This window comes from Halorubrum ejinorense (assembly GCF_039522565.1).
Taxonomy (GTDB): domain Archaea; phylum Halobacteriota; class Halobacteria; order Halobacteriales; family Haloferacaceae; genus Halorubrum; species Halorubrum ejinorense.
In genome coordinates this window covers 165,511-181,922 of record NZ_BAAADQ010000002.1, presented here as the reverse complement: position 1 = coordinate 181,922, position 16,412 = coordinate 165,511, and the positions used below count along the sequence as shown (strand labels likewise).

At 70.3% G+C, this 16,412-nt stretch carries 14 protein-coding genes; 6 read left to right on the top strand and 8 right to left on the bottom strand.

Features of this window, described 5'->3' with window-relative positions; genetic code table 11:
- Positions 1 to 179: 179 nt before the first annotated feature.
- Positions 180 to 1,391: an iron-containing alcohol dehydrogenase family protein gene (locus tag ABDZ89_RS03100; RefSeq protein WP_343776527.1), complete on the top strand. Its 1,212-nt coding sequence runs from the start codon at positions 180 to 182 to the stop codon at positions 1,389 to 1,391.
- 31 nt (positions 1,392 to 1,422) lie between these two features.
- Here ABDZ89_RS03100 and ABDZ89_RS03095 read toward each other — a convergent pair whose 3' ends face one another.
- From ABDZ89_RS03095 to ABDZ89_RS03075, 5 genes are all read right to left on the bottom strand, one after another.
- Positions 1,423 to 1,863 (bottom strand): nuclear transport factor 2 family protein, encoded by a 441-nt coding sequence (locus ABDZ89_RS03095; RefSeq protein WP_343776525.1) that lies wholly within the window; start codon positions 1,861 to 1,863, stop codon positions 1,423 to 1,425.
- Positions 1,847 to 3,040: a potassium channel family protein gene (locus ABDZ89_RS03090; RefSeq protein WP_343776523.1), complete on the bottom strand. Its 1,194-nt coding sequence runs from the start codon at positions 3,038 to 3,040 to the stop codon at positions 1,847 to 1,849. Before ABDZ89_RS03090 ends, ABDZ89_RS03095 begins: the two co-directional genes overlap by 17 nt.
- 94 nt (positions 3,041 to 3,134) lie before the next feature.
- A complete protein-coding gene (locus ABDZ89_RS03085) occupies positions 3,135 to 3,683 on the bottom strand; it encodes a double winged helix-containing putative transcriptional regulator (protein WP_343776521.1) in 549 nt (182 codons plus the stop codon).
- 44 nt (positions 3,684 to 3,727) lie between these two features.
- The gene (gene mch / locus ABDZ89_RS03080) at positions 3,728 to 4,666 is read right to left on the bottom strand and encodes a methenyltetrahydromethanopterin cyclohydrolase (RefSeq protein WP_343776519.1); all 939 of its coding nucleotides are present in this window, start codon (positions 4,664 to 4,666) and stop codon (positions 3,728 to 3,730) included.
- 48 nt (positions 4,667 to 4,714) lie between these two features.
- Entirely contained in the window at positions 4,715 to 5,200 is a 486-nt protein-coding gene (locus tag ABDZ89_RS03075; protein WP_343776517.1) for a DUF7969 family protein, read from the bottom strand.
- Positions 5,201 to 5,426: 226 nt separating this feature from the next.
- On the opposite strand from ABDZ89_RS03075, the gene ABDZ89_RS03070 reads away from it, so the two are divergent.
- The 5 genes from ABDZ89_RS03070 to ABDZ89_RS03050 all read left to right on the top strand — a co-directional run bounded on the left by ABDZ89_RS03070 (position 5,427) and on the right by ABDZ89_RS03050 (position 11,770).
- Entirely contained in the window at positions 5,427 to 6,260 is an 834-nt protein-coding gene (locus ABDZ89_RS03070) for a DUF726 domain-containing protein (RefSeq protein WP_343776982.1), read from the top strand.
- Positions 6,261 to 6,347: 87 nt separating this feature from the next.
- Entirely contained in the window at positions 6,348 to 7,190 is an 843-nt protein-coding gene (locus ABDZ89_RS03065) for an eIF2B alpha/beta/delta subunit family protein (protein ID WP_343776515.1), read from the top strand.
- A 148-nt stretch (positions 7,191 to 7,338) separates the two neighbouring features.
- Entirely contained in the window at positions 7,339 to 8,322 is a 984-nt protein-coding gene (locus ABDZ89_RS03060; protein ID WP_343776513.1) for a DUF7260 family protein, read from the top strand.
- A gap of 223 nt (positions 8,323 to 8,545) precedes the next feature.
- Positions 8,546 to 10,597 (top strand): AMP-dependent synthetase/ligase, encoded by a 2,052-nt coding sequence (locus ABDZ89_RS03055; RefSeq protein ID WP_343776511.1) that lies wholly within the window; start codon positions 8,546 to 8,548, stop codon positions 10,595 to 10,597.
- Positions 10,598 to 10,660: 63 nt separating this feature from the next.
- Positions 10,661 to 11,770, top strand: coding sequence for a sensor histidine kinase (locus ABDZ89_RS03050; protein WP_343776510.1), 1,110 nt, complete (start codon positions 10,661 to 10,663; stop codon positions 11,768 to 11,770).
- Between the two features lie 32 nt (positions 11,771 to 11,802).
- Here the strand turns inward: ABDZ89_RS03050 and ABDZ89_RS03045 are convergent, their stop codons facing one another.
- The 3 genes from ABDZ89_RS03045 to ABDZ89_RS03035 form a co-directional block, all read right to left on the bottom strand.
- Positions 11,803 to 13,140 (bottom strand): tRNA (N(6)-L-threonylcarbamoyladenosine(37)-C(2))-methylthiotransferase, encoded by a 1,338-nt coding sequence (locus tag ABDZ89_RS03045; RefSeq protein ID WP_343776509.1) that lies wholly within the window; start codon positions 13,138 to 13,140, stop codon positions 11,803 to 11,805.
- A 164-nt stretch (positions 13,141 to 13,304) separates the two neighbouring features.
- Positions 13,305 to 13,631: an ArsR family transcriptional regulator gene (locus ABDZ89_RS03040; RefSeq protein ID WP_343776507.1), complete on the bottom strand. Its 327-nt coding sequence runs from the start codon at positions 13,629 to 13,631 to the stop codon at positions 13,305 to 13,307.
- Positions 13,632 to 13,711: 80 nt separating this feature from the next.
- Complete coding sequence (locus ABDZ89_RS03035; RefSeq protein WP_343776505.1) at positions 13,712 to 16,315, bottom strand: hybrid sensor histidine kinase/response regulator; 2,604 nt, start codon at positions 16,313 to 16,315, stop codon at positions 13,712 to 13,714.
- Positions 16,316 to 16,412 lie beyond the last annotated feature (97 nt).

Sequence of the window (16,412 nt, the reverse complement as noted above, 5' to 3'; positions counted from 1 at the left end):
GGAACTTACTCCAGCTAATTGCTGTCGGCTTATAAAGCCGGCGCACGCGCGCGGGCGTGAGAGGCCCCGAAGCTTCGCGAACGGTAAACTGTGGGGCGTAGCGCCCGCCGTCGCACGGTCGAGCCCGTGTGCCGATCGCTCCCACAGCTACAAGCCCGGGCCGCGAGTAGCTGTCGTCGATGCTACCGATCGCGGACTCCTTCGAACACGTTCACCGCGGCTGCGAGATCCGGTACGGACGGGGCCGAATCGCCGGTCTCGGCGACTGGCTCGCCGATCGCGGCCTCGACGACGCGCTCGTCGTCTGCGGCTCGAACACGGGCGCGAACGACGCGCTGATGGACCCGGTCCGAGTGGGACTCGGCGAGCGGCTCGCCGGCGTCTTCGACGGGACCTCGCCGGACAAGCGGGTCGAGACCGCCTACGACCTGCTCGACGCGCGGGCCGAGGTCGGGGCGAACGTCCTCGTCGCGGTCGGCGGCGGCGCCAGCCTCGACATCGCGAGGCAGGCGACGCTCCTCGCGGCCGACGGCCGCGACCTCGGCGACCTCCGCGCCGACGCTGAGGCGGGGAACGACGCGCTCGGCGACCTCGCGCCCGGGAGCGGCCCCGCCTTCCCGTCCGTCGTCGTGCCGACGACCTTCGCGGGGGCGGACATCTCCACCGGCGGGTCGCTGGAGGTGTTCTCGGCCGAGGAGTCGCCGACCGGGCAGCCGATCAGCGTCAGCGGGGGCGGCGCGTGGCCGATCGCGGACGTCGCGGACCCGGACCTGTTCGAGACCACGCCGACCTCGGTGCTGGCGGGGTCGGCGATGAACGGCTTCGACAAGGGGATCGAGACGCCGTACGCCCGCGACGCCTCACCGGTGAGCGACGCGGCCGCGGTCCACGGGCTCCGGCTCCTCGCCGACGCACTCCCCCGCGTCGCCGGCGACAGGCCGGACGGCGAGGCGACCGTGGACCGCGCGGTCGTGGGGTCGCTGCTCGTCCAACTCGACCGGAAGATTAGCGTGATCCACGCGTTCGGCCACGGGTTCGCCCGCCGCTACGACGTCCAGCAGGGCGCGATCCACGCGGTCGTCGCGCCCCACGCGCTGGCGTACCTCTTCGACGAGGTCGACGGGAGTCGCCGGGCGCTCGCGACCGGGTTAGGGGTCCGGACCGACGGCCGCGGCGACGACGCGATCGCGGAGGACGTCGTGGAGGCGGTCGCCGACGTGCGCGACGCGCTCGACGTCCCCGCTCGGCTCCGAGACCTGCCCGAGACCGACGAGGCGGACCTGCCGGCGATCGCGGAGTTCGTCGCCGATGACCCGCCGATGGAGCGCGCGCCGGGGGAGTTCGACGCGACGGTCGAGGGGGTTCTCGGCGTGTTGCGCGCGGCTTGGTAGGCGGCTCGTACCGCGCTCACGCGGCTCCGTTCTACGACTCGGCCGCGTACGTCTCCAGCGCGGTCAGGCGACCCTCCGCGACGTCGAACACGTCGACGAACGCGAACAGCTCCTCGCCGTCGGCGTCGAGCAGTCGGCCGTGGACCGCCACGCCCGGACCGGACGGATAGACGCGCTCGACGGCGTGCGTCGTGTCCGTGTTCGGTCGGTCGTCGCGCATGAACGCGACGAACCGGTCGCGCCCCTCGAAGGTCCGGTCCGGGCGTCGCTGGACGAAGTCGGGAGCGAGGACGGACGCGAGTCGGTCGTAGTCCCCGGCGTCGAGCGCGTCGTAGTACGCCCGAGCGAGGGCGCCGGGGTCCGACGCTTGTGGCGCCGGACCCGAGTCCGGGACCGCCGGGTCCGGGTCTCCGGCCGGCTCGTCGCCGCCCGCCCCCGAGCCGGGAGCGGACGGGTCAGGCGGCGAGGGCATCGAACTCCGCGGCCGAGGTGCGGGTTCCCTTCGAGATGACCACGTCGCCGCCCCGGAGGGTGGTGTCGATGTCGGGAGCCAGCAGCCACCCGTCTTCGGGGCGTCGGATCGCGAGCACGCTCGTGGAGACGTCCGTCGCGGGCACGCCGTCGGTGATCGCCGTCCCGTCGAGGTCGCTCCCTTCCGTGACGACGGTCCGCGTGATGATCTCGTCGGACTCCTGGACCGCCATCTCGACGACGGGATGGACGTCGAGGTCGCGACGGACGCCCTCGGTGATCGCCAGCGCGGCGTCGGATATCTCCTCGGTCGCGACGCCGAGGTGGATGAGTCCGCGCAGCGAGACGGGGTCGTCGGCCTCGCGGGCGGCTCGGAGGGTCCACGCCTCGAACCGCGACTGGAGCGCGTCCACCTCTATCTCGAGGTTGCTCACCTCCTCTGCCAGCTCCTCGTTGTCGAAGAGGACGGAGCCGTACGCCAGGTCGACCGCGAGTTCGGAGAGGTTCTTCATCAACACGATCGAGTCGACCGCGCGCTCCAAGTCGTCGATCGCGGGTTCGGCCGGCGGGTTCGGCTCGAACGGCTCCCCGCTCAGTTCGGGGAAGACGTCCGCGACGCCCGCCTCGGGGCCGCGAAGCAGTGTCACGTCGCCCGCCTCCAACCGGGTTGTCGGCCCGGGGTTGAGTATCCAGTCGTCGTCCCGGCGGATCGCGATGACACGGACGCCCGTCTCCGATTCGAGGTCGATCCCGTTCAGGGTCCGGCCGGCGTACGCGGATTCGGCGGCGACGGTCCCGCGGACGAGCGTCTCGACGCCCTCCGAGAGCGCGCCGCGCATCGCGTCGGGGAGGCCGATCTCCTCGGTGACGATCTTGGCGATGTCGCCCGCGGCGTCGGCTATCTTTTCGGCGGCGGAGATGACCCCGAGAACGGGGGCGAGCGTCTCCGCGTCCTTCGGGTTGCGCGCGGCGAGCATCAGGCTCATCCGGGCGCGCATCTGGAGCACGTCCATCCGGTGTTCGAGTTCGACGACCTCTTCGGCGACCGTCGGGCTCGCGTGTAGCACCGCCGAGTACGACAGGTCGATGAGCAGCTCCGACGTGTCCTTCATCTCGACGAGCAGGTCCTTGACGCTCGTCGGCTCGTAGCGGACCGTGCGCTCGTCGCCGCCGTTCATGTGCGTCCCTCTCCGGGCCCGAGTAAAAGGCTTGCTGCGGGGCCGACCCGGAGCCGCGACGGGGCGGCGGGAGCGGACCCTCGGCTCGGGGGCGTCAGGCGGCGTCGCCGGCGACGTATCCCGCGGGCTCGCCGCTGGGCTCCGAGTCACTGTCGGCCGGTTCGGAGTCCCCTCGGACCGGCACAGCGAGGTCGACGAGCGCGAGCCACTCCAGCAGTCGGGCCGCGCGGTCCCGCCACGCGGCCTCCCAGTCGGGGTCGCGAGCGCGGTCGTGTCGCGGCACGGCGTCGCGGGTGGCCGCGAAGAGGTCGGCGGCGGTCAGGGGGTCGGCGGGCGAGGCGTCCCGGAGCGCAGCGAGCGCCTCCGGGACGAGCAACACCCCGTCGCGGAGCCCGTCCCGGACGAGTTCCGGGGTCGGCTCGGCGTCGGCGCGGACGAACCCGCGCGGCGTCTCCTCGACGAGTCCGAGCGTGCGCAGGAAGGCGAGCCAGTCGTTGGCCGTCTGACGGTCCGCGAGGTCGCGGCGCCGCCGCAGCCGAGCGCAGCAGTCGTCCGTGTCGCCGGGGACGAGCGGGACCGCGCGCTGGAAGGCGCGGAGCGCGTCGAGTCCGGTCGGGGGGTCCGGGACGGGTTTGAGTCGCATCGGTGAGGCGTGGCAGTCGTCGGGTCGGGGTCGCGACGCGGCGGTCAGCGGTAGCCGAACGACTCGGCGAGCAGTTCCTCGTTCGTCTCGCCGACGGTGTAGACCGGACCGTCGACCACGTCGACGGTGACCTGCGCCGGGGCGAACACGCTCTCGGGCACGTCGTAGAAGTCCCAGTCGGCGTCCTCGAACACTTCGACGAAGGGGGTTCCGTACTCCTCGCTGGCGGTCGAGACGATCTCGTCGAACCGGTCGTCGTCGCGCGCGACTTGGAGGTGGACCTCGCCGCCGTACGCTAAGGCGTCGTTCGTCCGGCCCATCGCCTCGGTCTCGTCGCGCGTCGAGGGCGCGAGCGGCGCGGCGCCGGAGGCGTGAAGCACGTCCGTGGGCTCGTAGCCGACCTCCAGCAGGCGGAAGACGGCGAGTTCGGCGGCGCGGGCCGCGGTGGTGACGGAGCCGGCCGTCGAGCCGGTCGCGAAGGTCGGGAGGAAGACGCCCTCCGCGTCGACCTCGGCCAGTTCGGCGACCTGCTCCGCGACCTCCTCGTCAGGGAGCGTCGTGGACTCGATCGTCAGGGTGGCGAACTCCGATGAGTCGTAGTAGCCGACGCGCTCGAACTCGGTCTCGCGGCCGACGAGGGCGCGAGCCGGGCCGGAGCCGAGGCCCTCGAAGCCGCCCTCTGTCGTCAGTTCCCAGCCGGCCTTCTGCGAGCAGAGCAGCGCGACTGCGGGGTGGTCGGTCGACAGCTCGACGTACTGGCGGGGCGCGCCGGCGAGTTCGCCCATCCGGGTTCGCAGGTTCGCGAGCCCGGCGGTCTGGATCTCCGCGAGCAGCAGGCCGGCCTCGACGCCGCCGGCCGCGTCGACGCCGAAGTCGACGACGGTGGCGCCGTTGTCCAGTTCGTAGCCGACGACGTCCAGCTCGCCGGCGAAGTCGAGCGCCTCGTCGACCAGCTCGATCGCGGTCCGGTTGATACTCTCCATACGACGGCCTACTCGCTCACCGTTTAAGGGGTTTGGCTGTTCGACCGGTCACCAGAAGCCGTCGGAATCGCTCGGGCCGCCGGCCGCTCCGGGACCGCCCGGGCCGCCGGGACCGCTCGGCCGTGGATCCGGGTCGATCTCGACCAGTTCCGTCTCTGCGCGTGGGTCGATCTCCCGGCCCTCCTCGTACCGGACGAACGAGAGGTAGAACGGCTCGCCGCAGCCGTCCCCGTCGGCGTCCGGCTCGCGGGAGGGCTCGTCGCCGCCGACGTCGGTGCCGCGCACGCCGTCGTGGGGGTCCCAGTCGACGCCGTCGCTCTCGCCGCAGACGAACCGGACGCCGTCGGCGTCGACCGACTCGACATCGCCCTCGCCGCCGTCGCCCTCGTCCGCGTCGAACGGCTCGGTCGGCGCGACGTACGTCCATCCCTCCAGCGGGTACGGCGTCACCGACTTGTCCGCGAGGTACCCCTCGCGTTCGAGCGCGACGAGCGTCCCGCAGTGCGGACAGTAGTACGTGACCGGATAGCTCATGTCGGTGATTAGGGACCGAACGATAAACAGCCGTCGCCGCCGCGTCAGGTATTTGATCGATCGGCCCGTCGTGTTCGGTATCACACGGAATCCCTCCGCGGGCGACGCGGCCCCTCCTGACGACCGAGACGGATCGGACGAATCGGACGGCGCGGGCGACGCGGCCGAGGCGGACGACTCGACCGACGCGGCCGGGGCGACGAACGGCCCCGTCACGAGACGGCGGCTGCTCGGCGGGGCCGCGACCGGCGTTGCCCTCCTCGGCGGCGGCGGGCTCTACGTCGCGAACGAACTCGACGCCGGGTTCGCCGGCTACGAGGCCCCCGAGACGCAGCCGATAGTGAGCACCCGCGGGCGCCTCGACGAGAGCGACCCGACGGCGCGGTCGGGTTCGTGGGCGTTCGGCGACGCCGACGCCGTGGTGCTGTTCGTCCACGGGCTCGGCGCGGACGCCGAGTCGGCTCGCGATCAGGCGTACACCGCTCGGCTGGGACTCGCGGCGGCGACGGAGGGGTCGACCGAAGCGGACGCCCTCCCCGTGATCGGCTACTCGTGGGCGTCGGACGTCGACTGGGGACCGGCGAAGGCGACCGCCGACGAGAACGCGGCGCCGCTCGCGGACTGGCTGGTGCGGTGGGCCGACGAGGACGGACGACCGGTCCACCTGTTCGCGCACTCGCTCGGCGCCCGCGTGACGGGCGCGACGCTCGGCGAACTCGCCGACCGTGGCCGGACAGCCGTACTCGAATCGGTGTCGCTGTTCGGCGGGGCGATCCCGCACGACAGCGTCGCCGAAGGGGGGAGGTACGGGCCGGCGATCGACGCCCTCGACGCTCCCGTCTACAACTTCCACAGTCGGGAGGACCGAGTCCTCGGCTGGGTGTACCGGGCATCGGACCGGACCCGCGCGGTCGGCCACGGGGGAGTCTCGGACGCCGCGGCCACGCCACCCGACTACACCGACGTCGAGGTCACCGACCTGGTCGCGGACCACTACTCGTACTTCGAGCCGGAGACGGGCTGTCTGCCGCGAGCGGTCGGCCGGATCGGGCTCGACTGAGTCGGCGTCGGCGCGGGCGTGGTCGGCGTGGCCACGTCCGTCGCCGACCCCGGAACCCCTTTTACCGGCGCGGTCGACCCTTCAGGCATGATCGACGAGACCGTCGCCGAGATACGGGCGATGCGGACCCACAGCACGTCGGCGGTGGCCGTGAAGGCGACGCGCGCGCTGGGCGACCTGCTCGAACGGGAGTACGTCACCGTCGACGAGTTCGAGCGCGACCTCGAGCACAACGCGGGCGTGTTGCGCCGGTCGAACCCCTCCCACGCGGCGCTCCACAACGCAATGCGGGAGGTCGAGCGCTCCATCGTCGGCGAGGCGACGAGCGTCGAGAGCGCGAAACAGCTGTTGGAGGACGTGATTGCCCGCGTCACCGAAGACATCGAGACGGCGAAAGGCGAGGCGGCCGCCAACGCGGCCGAGCACATCGACGACGGCGACACGCTGCTCGTCCACGACTACTCGACGACGGTGCTGGAGGCCATCGAGAACGCGGCCCGCGACGGCGCGCACCTGACCGTCTACGTCACCGAGGCGCGCCCGCGGACCCTCGGCCGCAAGACCGCTCGCGCACTCGCCGGAATGTCGCGCGTCGACACGCGGATGGTCGTCGACAGCGCGATGGGGTACGCGCTCCGGGACTGTGACCGCGTCGTCCTCGGAATCACCTGTATCACGGGCGGCACCTACTACAACCGGATCGGCACGTTCCCCCTCGTGGTGACCGCGCACGAACTCGGCGTCCCCGTCACCGCCGTCGGCTCGGGCGCGAAGACCATCGAGGAGTTCCGGTTCGAAAACGAGTTCCGCGACGCAGTCGAGGTGATGCGCGAGCCCGTCGAGGACGTCGAGATCGAGAACCCCAGCTACGACGCGACGCCGATCGGCATGATCGACACCGTGATCACCGACGACGGCGTCCGAGACTGAGCCGCGACCGCTCGACCTCGACGGAACGTCCGTCGTTTGGTCGGCCGCGCTCGATGAAGGTGGTACTAAGCCGAAGGACCGAAATCCCGCCGGAAACCGGAGAAGCGCGCCCAAAGAGATTAGTGTATGAACCGTGTTAACGCACCTAATGACCATGTCACCGGGATCGACGGCGGTGTTCCAGATCCCCGATCAGGGGGTGACGGCGGCGGGCTGTTCGAGCGGCTGGTGCGAGGTGGCGGCGGCCGTGACGGAGCCGGGCGCGATCACGGCGGTCGCGCTCGTCGGTCTCCTCGCGCTGCTCGCGTTCACGTACGTCCGCGACGCGGAGGCGGCCTGTCGCCGCGAGCGGCGTCGCGTCCTCGACGAGCGAGACGCGTTCGAGACGTTCGCGGACCGGGTTGCCGAGATGGACACCGTCTCGGCCGCGACGGACTCGACTCCGGCCGGAGTGCCCGCGGGCGCGCTCCGCGGAATCGGCCGGGCCGAGGGCGGCGGTCATCCGGGCGGCACGTCCGGCGGCGGGGACGTCACGCTCCGCCGGGTGATGACCGCGTACGACGACACCGTGTTGTCGCTGCCACACTACCGTGAGGAGTACGACGAGACGGCGACGGAGAGCCTGGCGGCCGAACTCGGGCCGGACACGACGACCGCGCTGGCGACGGACGGCGGGCTGTCGAGCGGCGCGCAGTCGGCGCTCGTCGATCGGAGTCGCCGCGCGGCCGACGCGCGCACACGACTCGCCGAAGCCATCGAGGAGGAGATCGACGAACTGGCCGACCGCGAGACGACGCTCTCGGGGATCGACCGCAGCCGGCGCCGGCTGCTCGGCCACTTGGAGGGGATCCGGTCCGGGAACGAGGCCGACGCGGCGCTCGACGTCTGGAACCGACTGAGCGACCTCGAAGACGAGTGCGACCGGCTCGCCGCCGACCGGCAACGCTCGCTCGACGATCCGCCGATGAGCGCGGGAGCATCCATAGAAGAGACCGAAAAGGCGTTTTACGCGTATCTCTACGACCGCACCGACGGCCCGCGCTACCCGGTGCTGGCGCAGGCGGCAGAGCTCGCCGAGAGCGTCCGCGCGGACAAAGACCGCGTCGCGACGCGGATCGCCGGCGACCGCTGACGCCCCCGAACGCAGTTTTACCGGCAGGTTCGCGCAAACACGTCCGTTCCGAGAGGCGCTCTCGTCACCGTCTACGGCGAGGCGCTCTCGTCACCGTCTGCGGCGAGGCGCTCTCTGTGGAGTGACACTGAGGCGACCGTGACGATTTCCGCGACGACGGCCCGACGGGGAGAAACTCCAAACTACCGGATTGTTTATGAGGATAGGGCGGAACTGAGGGCGTATGAGTTGGCAGAAGGCGGAACGAGCGTTCACGGACGACGCGATCGCCCGAGAGACGCTCCCGCGCATGTTCGAGCGCACCGCGGAGCGACACGGGGGGCGCGTCGCCCAGCGGTACAAGGGGGGAGTCCACGACCGGTCGCTCGTCTCCGCGGGGGTCGTGCCGCCGGCGGCAGCGGGCGAGTACGCCGACCTGACGTACGACGAGATGCGCGAGATCGTCCGCAACCTCTCGGCCGGGTTCCGCGAGTTGGGCGTGGACGGCGACACGCGGCTGGCGCTGTACGCGCACACCCGCATGGAGTGGGCGCATACTGACTTCGCGGCGCTGTCGGCGGGCGCGGTCGTGACGACCGTGTACGCCTCCTCGTCGCCGAACCAGTTACGATACCTGCTGGAGGACCCGGGGGCGACCGCGGTCGTCGCCGAGAACCGAGCGATGCTCGACGACGTGCTGGCGGTGCGCGACGACCTCGAACACGAACTGGACGCGATCGTGACCTTCGACGACGTCGACGCGGCGGAAGTCGACGACGACGTGTACACCTTGGGAGAGGTCCACGAACTCGGCGCCGACGCGTTCGACGAGGCGACCTACGAGGGGTGGATCGACGCGCTCGACGTCGACGACCTCGCCAGCCTGATCTACACCTCGGGGACCACCGGGAAGCCGAAGGGCGTCCGGCTCACGCACGGCAACTTCCGCGACAACGTCTCGCAGTGTTACCGGCGGTTCGCCGACCGCCCGGACCGGGACCCGGAGGCGCCCGGCATCTCCGCGGAGACCACCACCCTATCCTTCCTCCCGCTCGCGCACGTCTTCGAGCGGATGTCCGGCCACTACATGATGTTCACGGCGGGCGCGACCGTCGCCTACGCGGAGAGCTCCGACACGCTCCGGGACGACTTCCAGCTCGTCCGACCGACGACGACCACGAGCGTCCCTCGCGTCTACGAGAAGCTCTACGACGCGATCCGCGAACAGGCGAGCGAGTCGCCGGTCAAAGAGCGGATCTTCGAGTGGGCCGTCGACGTCGGGCAGACGCACCACGAGACCGACGATCCGGGAGTCCTCCTCGACGCCAAGCGCGCGGTCGCCGACCGGCTCGTCTTCTCGTCGGTACGGGAGGCGATCGGCGGGAATTTCGACTTCTTCATCTCGGGCGGCGGCTCGCTGTCGGCCGAGCTGTGCTCGCTGTATCACGCGATGGACCTGCCGATACTGGAAGGGTACGGACTCACCGAGACCTCGCCGGTGATCAGCGTTAACCCGCCGGAGGAGCCGAAGGTGGGAACGATCGGCCCGCCGGTCGTCGACACGGAGATAGCCGTCGACGACGGCGTGGTGGGCGAGGAGGTCGCGGACGTCGACGGCGACGTGGGCGAACTTCTCGTCCGCGGCCCGCAGGTGACAGAAGGGTACTGGAACCGTCCGGACGCGACCGCGGAGGCGTTCACCGACGCGGAGGTTCTCGGCGACGACGTCGTGACGGCCGGGACGCCGCCGGACCAGCGGATCGGTCCCGGCAGTGGGGGAACGGACGAGACTGACCCGGCCGAGGAGCCGTGGTTCCGCACCGGCGACATCGTCCAGCTTCGCCCCGACGGCTACATCGCGTTCCGCGAGCGGGCGAAGCAACTGCTCGTGCTCTCGACGGGGAAGAACGTCGCCCCCGGGCCCATCGAGGACCGGTTCGCGGCCAACGAGTTCGTCGAGCAGTGCGTCGTCCTCGGGGACGGTCGGAAGTTCGTCTCCGCGCTCATCGTCCCGAACTTCGAACGGATCGAGAAGTGGGCGGAGAACCGCGGGCACGACGTCGCGGACGACCGCGCCTCGCTCTGTCGCGACGACCGCGTCCGCGAACGCATTCAAGAGGAGGTCGACCGCGTGAACGAGGAGTTCGAGTCATACGAGCGCATCAAGCGGTTCCGGCTCGTGGAAGAGGAGTTCTCCGAGGACAACGACCTGCTCACCCCGACGATGAAAAAGAAGCGTCGGAACATCCTCGACTGGTTCGCCGACGAGGTGAACCTGATCTACGAGGGCGAATAGCGCCTCTCGCGGTCGACGGAACTGACAACGGCTATACGGCGTGATTCGGTACATACTCGAACGGTGTCACCGATACCCCCTCAATACGGCTTCGCCGTTCTCGGCGGACTCTGTACCGGCCTGGGGGTCAGACACCTCGCGTTCGGCGGCGGTGGCGTGGGACGGCTCCTCGAGTCCGCGCTGATCCTCTCGCTGTCGGGAGCCGCGTTCTACACCGCTTACGACCTCCCGCGCTGGGACCTCTCCGAGTCGGGTCGGTGGCGCGCGGTGCGGATCAGCGCGCTGGCCGCCCTCTCGTTCGCCGCGCTCGCCGGGATCGTGTGGATCATCTGGCTGATCGACCACCACGCGTTCAAGCTGTCCTTCCTGCTGTCGTTCGCCGCGAGCCTCGGCGCCGCGGTCGGATCGCGGGCGAGCCTCTACGCGGTGAAATCCGAGGAGAAGCTCACCGAGGCACAGGAGCTGGCGACGCTCCTCTCGATCAACGACCGCGTGTTGCGACACAATATCCGGAACGAGCTCTCGGTCGGGCTCGGCTATCTCGACGGGATCGAGGAGACGGAAGACAGGGCGGAGATCGCAGAACGGGTGGGGATCGTTCGGAACCACCTGGAGGACCTCGTGGAGACGAGCGAACGAACGCGACGCATCGCGTCGATCTGGCGGACCGACACGCTCCACTCGATCGACCTCGTCGCGGTCGTGGAAGAGCGCGCGTCTCAGTTGACGGCGGAAGACGACGAGGCGACGATCCGGACCGAGCTTCCGGACGACTGCGTCGTTCGGGCACACCCGGCGCTCTCGCTCGCGATCGAGGAGGCACTCCGCAACGCCGTCGAGCACAACCCGGACGGCGTCGCGATCACGGTCCGCCTGTGGCGGGACGAAGACGGCGACGTTCGCGTCGACATCGCGGACACCGGACGGGGCATTCCCGAGAACGAACGCCGGACGCTCCGGAACGCCGAGGAGACCCCGCTCGAACACACCGAGGGACTCGGCCTCTGGATGATCTACTGGACCGTGACCCGGTCCGGCGGCACGGTCGAGTTCGAGGACAACGACCCGCAGGGAACAGTCGTTCGGATTCGGCTCCCGGGTCAGAGCGGTTCGAACGGACCGAGCGACGGCGAAACCGAGACGTGGAGCCCGAGCGAGACCGACGACCGGTGAACCCGGAACGGGGGGAACGGCTACGGTAGTCGCTACGCGGAGGAGACGGTCGACTCCGGGCGCTCGTCGCGCTCGGCGGAGTCGTCGTCGACCGCGTCGGGGTCGGCGGTCGCGTCCGCCGTCACCGGCTCACCGAACGCGTACACCGTGTTGTGGCCGGTCACTTCGACGCGGAGGAAGTCGCCGACCTCGATCCCGCGATCGCTCGCGCCCTGGACGATGATCTGACGGTACGCGCCGTCGCGACACTTCACCGAGTCGCCGGTTCCCTCCTCGACGACGAGCACGTCGTAGGTCTCGCCGACCATCGACTCGTACGCCTCGCCGACGACCTCCATCTTCAGCTCGGACATCGCCTTCGAGCGCTCCTTCTTCACGGTCCCGCCGAGCCCCTTCATGTCGGCGGCGTCGGTGCCGGGCCGCTTCGAGAAGCGGGTGACGTTGATCTTCTCCGGGCGGACCTCGGCGAGGAGGTCCATCGACAGCTCGTGGTCGGCGTCGTCCTCGGTGGGGAAGCCGACGATGAAGTCGGTCGAGAGCGTCCAGTGGTCGAGCCGGTCGTCGAACGTCGCGACGACCTCGCGGAACTTCTCGACGCGGTGCTGGCGGCGCATGTCGGCGAGCACGTCGTCGGAGCCGGACTGAACGGGGGCGTGGATGAAGTCGTACAGCTCCTCGTTTGCGGCGAACACGTCTGCCAGCTCCTCGTGGATGCCGTGGATCCCGCCGGGGTTCGCCATCCCGAGCCGGACGCGGAACTCGCCGTCGATGTCGCAGATCCGGTCGAGCAGTTCGGGGAGCTTCCGGTCCCCGTCGTCCCAGCCGTACACGCCGGTGTCCTGCCCGGTGACGCGGATCTCCTTGGCGCCGGCGTGGACCAAGGCCCGCGCCTTCTCGACGTTCTCCTCGACCGAGGGAGAGTCGACCCGCCCGGTGGCGAACTTGGTGATACAGTACGAGCAGTTGCTCATACAGCCGCGCGCGATGGGGAGGATGCCGACGACGCCGTCTAAGACCGGCTCGGCGTCGGGCGTGACAGTGGGACACTCGCCGTTGAGCACGTAGGTCGGCACCTCGTCCCAGTGGAGGATCTCGGCGTCGACGTCGGCCTCGGCGAACATGTCTCCCTGCGCGAGCGCCATACAGCCGGTGACGACGAGTTCGGCGGTCGTCTCCGACAGCTCCTCGGCGCGGCGGAGCATGTTCCGTTCCGTTTTCTCGACGACGGTACAGGTGTTGAGGATGGCGACGTCCGCGTCTTCGGGGCCGTCGGCCGGGCGGTGACCCCCGTCGCGGAGGGCGCGCTCGATCTCCCGGCTCTCTCCCCGGTTCGAGCTACAGCCGTACGTTTCGATGTGGTACGTCGCCATCGGAGTGCGTTTAGTACCGGTTCCGAGGGCAAAAACGCGACGGATCGGCGCGTCCCCGAGTCACAACGGAGGCCCACGGCCGGGACGGCAGACCGGAGACTGACGGGGGGACGCTGAAGGAGAAAACGTGAGTGACAGCGGTCGTCGGTGCGGACGACGGGCGTTCAGTCTTCGGCGACGGCCGCGGCGGTCGAGTCCGTCTCCGGCGCCGACGCCGACTCGGCGGGAGCTTCCGGCTCTTCGACGGCGTCGCGGTCCGCGGGCGGGACGGCCTGATAGACTGAGCGGCGGGCGTCGCGCGGACACAGCCCCTCCTCGACGAGGCCGACGTCGGTGAGCTTCTCGACCGCGAACCGGACGGTGCGGGTGGAGAGCCGAGTCTCCTCCGCGAGACCGGTCTGGTCGAACCGACCCTCCGCGTCGAGCACGTAGTAGACCAACTTGGCGCTCGGCGGGAGCGGTTCCAGCAGTTCGCGGGTGCCTTCGTCCATACGTTATCTACAGGAGAGAATCGCGCATAACCGTGGCCCGCCTGTGCGGCGTCCGCGCACGGCAACCGGGTTTTTATATATCAGTTTCCGGTGCGGAACTCGAACCGAGCGCCGGTGTCGGGGTCGCCGTCCGAGTCGTCTGCGGGTCCGCCGGCGTCGATCGACATCGACCACCCGTGTGCGGCCGCGATCTCGCGCACGATGGCGAGCCCGAAGCCGGTTCCGTCGGGAGAGCCCGAACGGCCGTACGTCGTCGCCTCGTCCGGATCGATGTCGAAGCCGGTCCCGTCGTCCGCGACGTAGAACCCGTTCGGAAGCGACCCCACGGAGACCGTGAGATCCGCCGTCGCGCCCGGCTCGTCTCGGCTACCGGCGGAGCCGTGCTCGACGCCGTCGTCGGGCGGAGCCCGACGTTCAGTGGAACCGTGTTCCACGCTATTCGTGAACAGGTTCTCCAAGAGGGTCCGGAGTCGCTCCGGGTCGGCGTCGACCGCGGACGTCGCCGCCGAGAGGTCGAGCGTCGCGTCCCCGGTGTCGACGGTGCGCCACGCGTTCTCGGCGGCCGCGTCGAGCGAGACCGACTCGATCTCGTCGACCGTCCGCCCCTGTCGCGCCAGCGCGAGAAGGTCGTCGATCAGTTGCGTCATCCGGTCGTGGGCGTCTTCGACCCGGTCCAGTTCGTCGAGGACGGCCGGGTCGTCGGTCAGCGACCGGGCGAGGTCGGTCCGGCCGGTGGCGACGTTGATCGGGTTCCGGAGGTCGTGTGAGACGAGTCCGGCGAACTTCTCCAGCCGGTCGATCTCCCGCTGGAGGGCGGCGTCGCGGTCGCGGAGCTGTTCGGTCCGTTCGGCGTGGTCGAGCGCGACCGTCACGTTCGCGGCGAGCACGCGGGCCAGTTGGAGGTCGGTGTCGTCGAAGAAGCCCGGCTCTCGCGAACCGAGGGGCATCACGCCGTGGTCGCCGAGCGGCACGACCAGGAGACCCCGGAGGTCGCCGTACCCGACCGCGGTGTCGACCGCGTCGAGGTCGTCGACGACGATCGGCTCGCCGGACTCGAACGCCTCCCAGACGCGACCGTCGGTGTCGCCGAACGCGGGCCTGTCGCCGAAGGCGGCGGTCGCCTCGTCACTTATGGCGGTCGGACGGAGGAGGTTCGCCTCGGGGTCGTACAGTCTGACGCCGCTGTTCGGGAACTCGAGGATGTCGATGGCGGCGCGGGCGGCCAGCGCGGCGATCTCCTCGCGGCTCTCGCCGCCGAACATCTCGCGGGTCGTCGCGTGGAGCTTCCGGAGCGTCCGTTCGACCCGCTTCTGCTCGTCGATGTCGGCGTAGACGGAGTAGACGACCGACTCCTCCGGCTGAACCACGGGGATGGCGTGGAGGATGAAGTTCCGGAGCCCCTCGGTCGTCCGCCGCTCGACCTCCAGTCTCGCGGGTTCGTCCTCGGCGATCAGTCGTTCGTGGTCGAACCCCGCCGCGTCGGGCGGGACGACCGCGTCGACCGTCGTCTCGTAGCTCGACTCGTCGGCGTCGTGTCCGAACGTCTCGACGAACGCGTCGTTCGTCTCGACGAGCGTTCGGTCACCGTCCTCGGCGACGGCGGTCCGCGCCATCGGGAGCGGGAGGTTGTCGAACAGCGCGGCGAGGCGGTCGCGCTCCCGCATGAGGGCGTCCTTCGCCTCGATCTGCTCGACGGCGTCGGCCGCGTGGGTGGCCAGCAGTTCCGCGAACTCGACGTCTCGCGCGTCGAACGCGGCGTAACCGTCCGAGACGGCCTGTAAGACGCCGTGAGGCCCGATCGGGACGCTGATCGCGGACCGCACGTCGTCGGCCACCGGATCGGCCACCTCGGCCCCGTCCCGCCTGTCTCCCCGAACGGACGGCCGGTTCGCGTTCGTCGGGTCCTCCATGTCGTCGGGGTCGGCGGGGTCGGCGGAGACGTTGTCGACCACCATCGTGCGTTCCTCGGCGATCGTGGTCCCCACGACGCCCTTGCCGACGTCGAACGACCGGACCTCGGCCTCGGTGACGCTCTCGGAGAGCGCCACCGGAACGACTCGATCGCCGCGGCGGCGGGCGACGACACAGCGGTCGAACGCGAGGATTTCCTCGGCCGCGTCGACGGTGCGATCGAACACGGTCGCCACGTCGGTGACCGACGCCAGCTCCGTCGCGAACTCGTGGATGGCCGTGACCTTCGCGTTCACCTCCCGGAGGTCACGCTCCGCCCGACGCCGGCCGAGCGCGTTCGCGACGCTGTTCGCGAGCATCTCGTAGCGGTCTCGACCCGCCCCCTTCTGGAGGTAGTCGGTGACGCCGGCGGTGATCGCCTCGCTCGCGATCTCCTCGCTCCCCTTCCCGGTGAACAGCACGAACGGGAGTCCGGGGTCGACCTCGCGGGCCGCGTCGAGGAACTCCAGCCCGTTCGAGCCCGGCATGTCGAAGTCGCTGACGACGCAGTCGACGCGCTCGCTCCGGACCACGTCGAGCGCCTCGTCCGGGGACACCCGCGTGACCGTCTCGATGCCGTCCACGAGTCGTTCGACGTGGGTCGCGGCGAGGTCCGCCGCGCCCGGTTCGTCGTCGACGAACAGCACCCGGCCCGGTCCGTCGCCGCTCCCTCCCGATCCGCCCGACGCGGCCGAGTCGACGTCCGTCGGCGGGTGACCGGAACCGGTGTTCATGTGGCCGATAGACTGGCCACTGGTAATTTTACCTTTCGCTCCGGCTACCGAAACTGAAAACGGGAAATCGGCGCGCGGGGAATAACGCCGGTCGACC

Bases quoted from the DNA above. Each gene is read 5' to 3' on its own strand.
- ABDZ89_RS03100 (WP_343776527.1), top strand. From the start codon at position 180: ATGCTACCGATCGCGGACTCCTTCGAACACGTTCACCGCGGCTGCGAG.
- ABDZ89_RS03095 (WP_343776525.1), bottom strand. From the start codon at position 1,863: ATGCCCTCGCCGCCTGACCCGTCCGCTCCCGGCTCGGGGGCGGGCGGC.
- ABDZ89_RS03090 (WP_343776523.1), bottom strand. From the start codon at position 3,040: ATGAACGGCGGCGACGAGCGCACGGTCCGCTACGAGCCGACGAGCGTC.
- ABDZ89_RS03085 (WP_343776521.1), bottom strand. From the start codon at position 3,683: ATGCGACTCAAACCCGTCCCGGACCCCCCGACCGGACTCGACGCGCTC.
- mch (WP_343776519.1), bottom strand. From the start codon at position 4,666: ATGGAGAGTATCAACCGGACCGCGATCGAGCTGGTCGACGAGGCGCTC.
- ABDZ89_RS03075 (WP_343776517.1), bottom strand. From the start codon at position 5,200: ATGAGCTATCCGGTCACGTACTACTGTCCGCACTGCGGGACGCTCGTC.
- ABDZ89_RS03065 (WP_343776515.1), top strand. From the start codon at position 6,348: ATGATCGACGAGACCGTCGCCGAGATACGGGCGATGCGGACCCACAGC.
- ABDZ89_RS03060 (WP_343776513.1), top strand. From the start codon at position 7,339: ATGACCATGTCACCGGGATCGACGGCGGTGTTCCAGATCCCCGATCAG.
- ABDZ89_RS03055 (WP_343776511.1), top strand. From the start codon at position 8,546: ATGAGTTGGCAGAAGGCGGAACGAGCGTTCACGGACGACGCGATCGCC.
- ABDZ89_RS03045 (WP_343776509.1), bottom strand. From the start codon at position 13,140: ATGGCGACGTACCACATCGAAACGTACGGCTGTAGCTCGAACCGGGGA.
- ABDZ89_RS03040 (WP_343776507.1), bottom strand. From the start codon at position 13,631: ATGGACGAAGGCACCCGCGAACTGCTGGAACCGCTCCCGCCGAGCGCC.
- ABDZ89_RS03035 (WP_343776505.1), bottom strand. From the start codon at position 16,315: ATGAACACCGGTTCCGGTCACCCGCCGACGGACGTCGACTCGGCCGCG.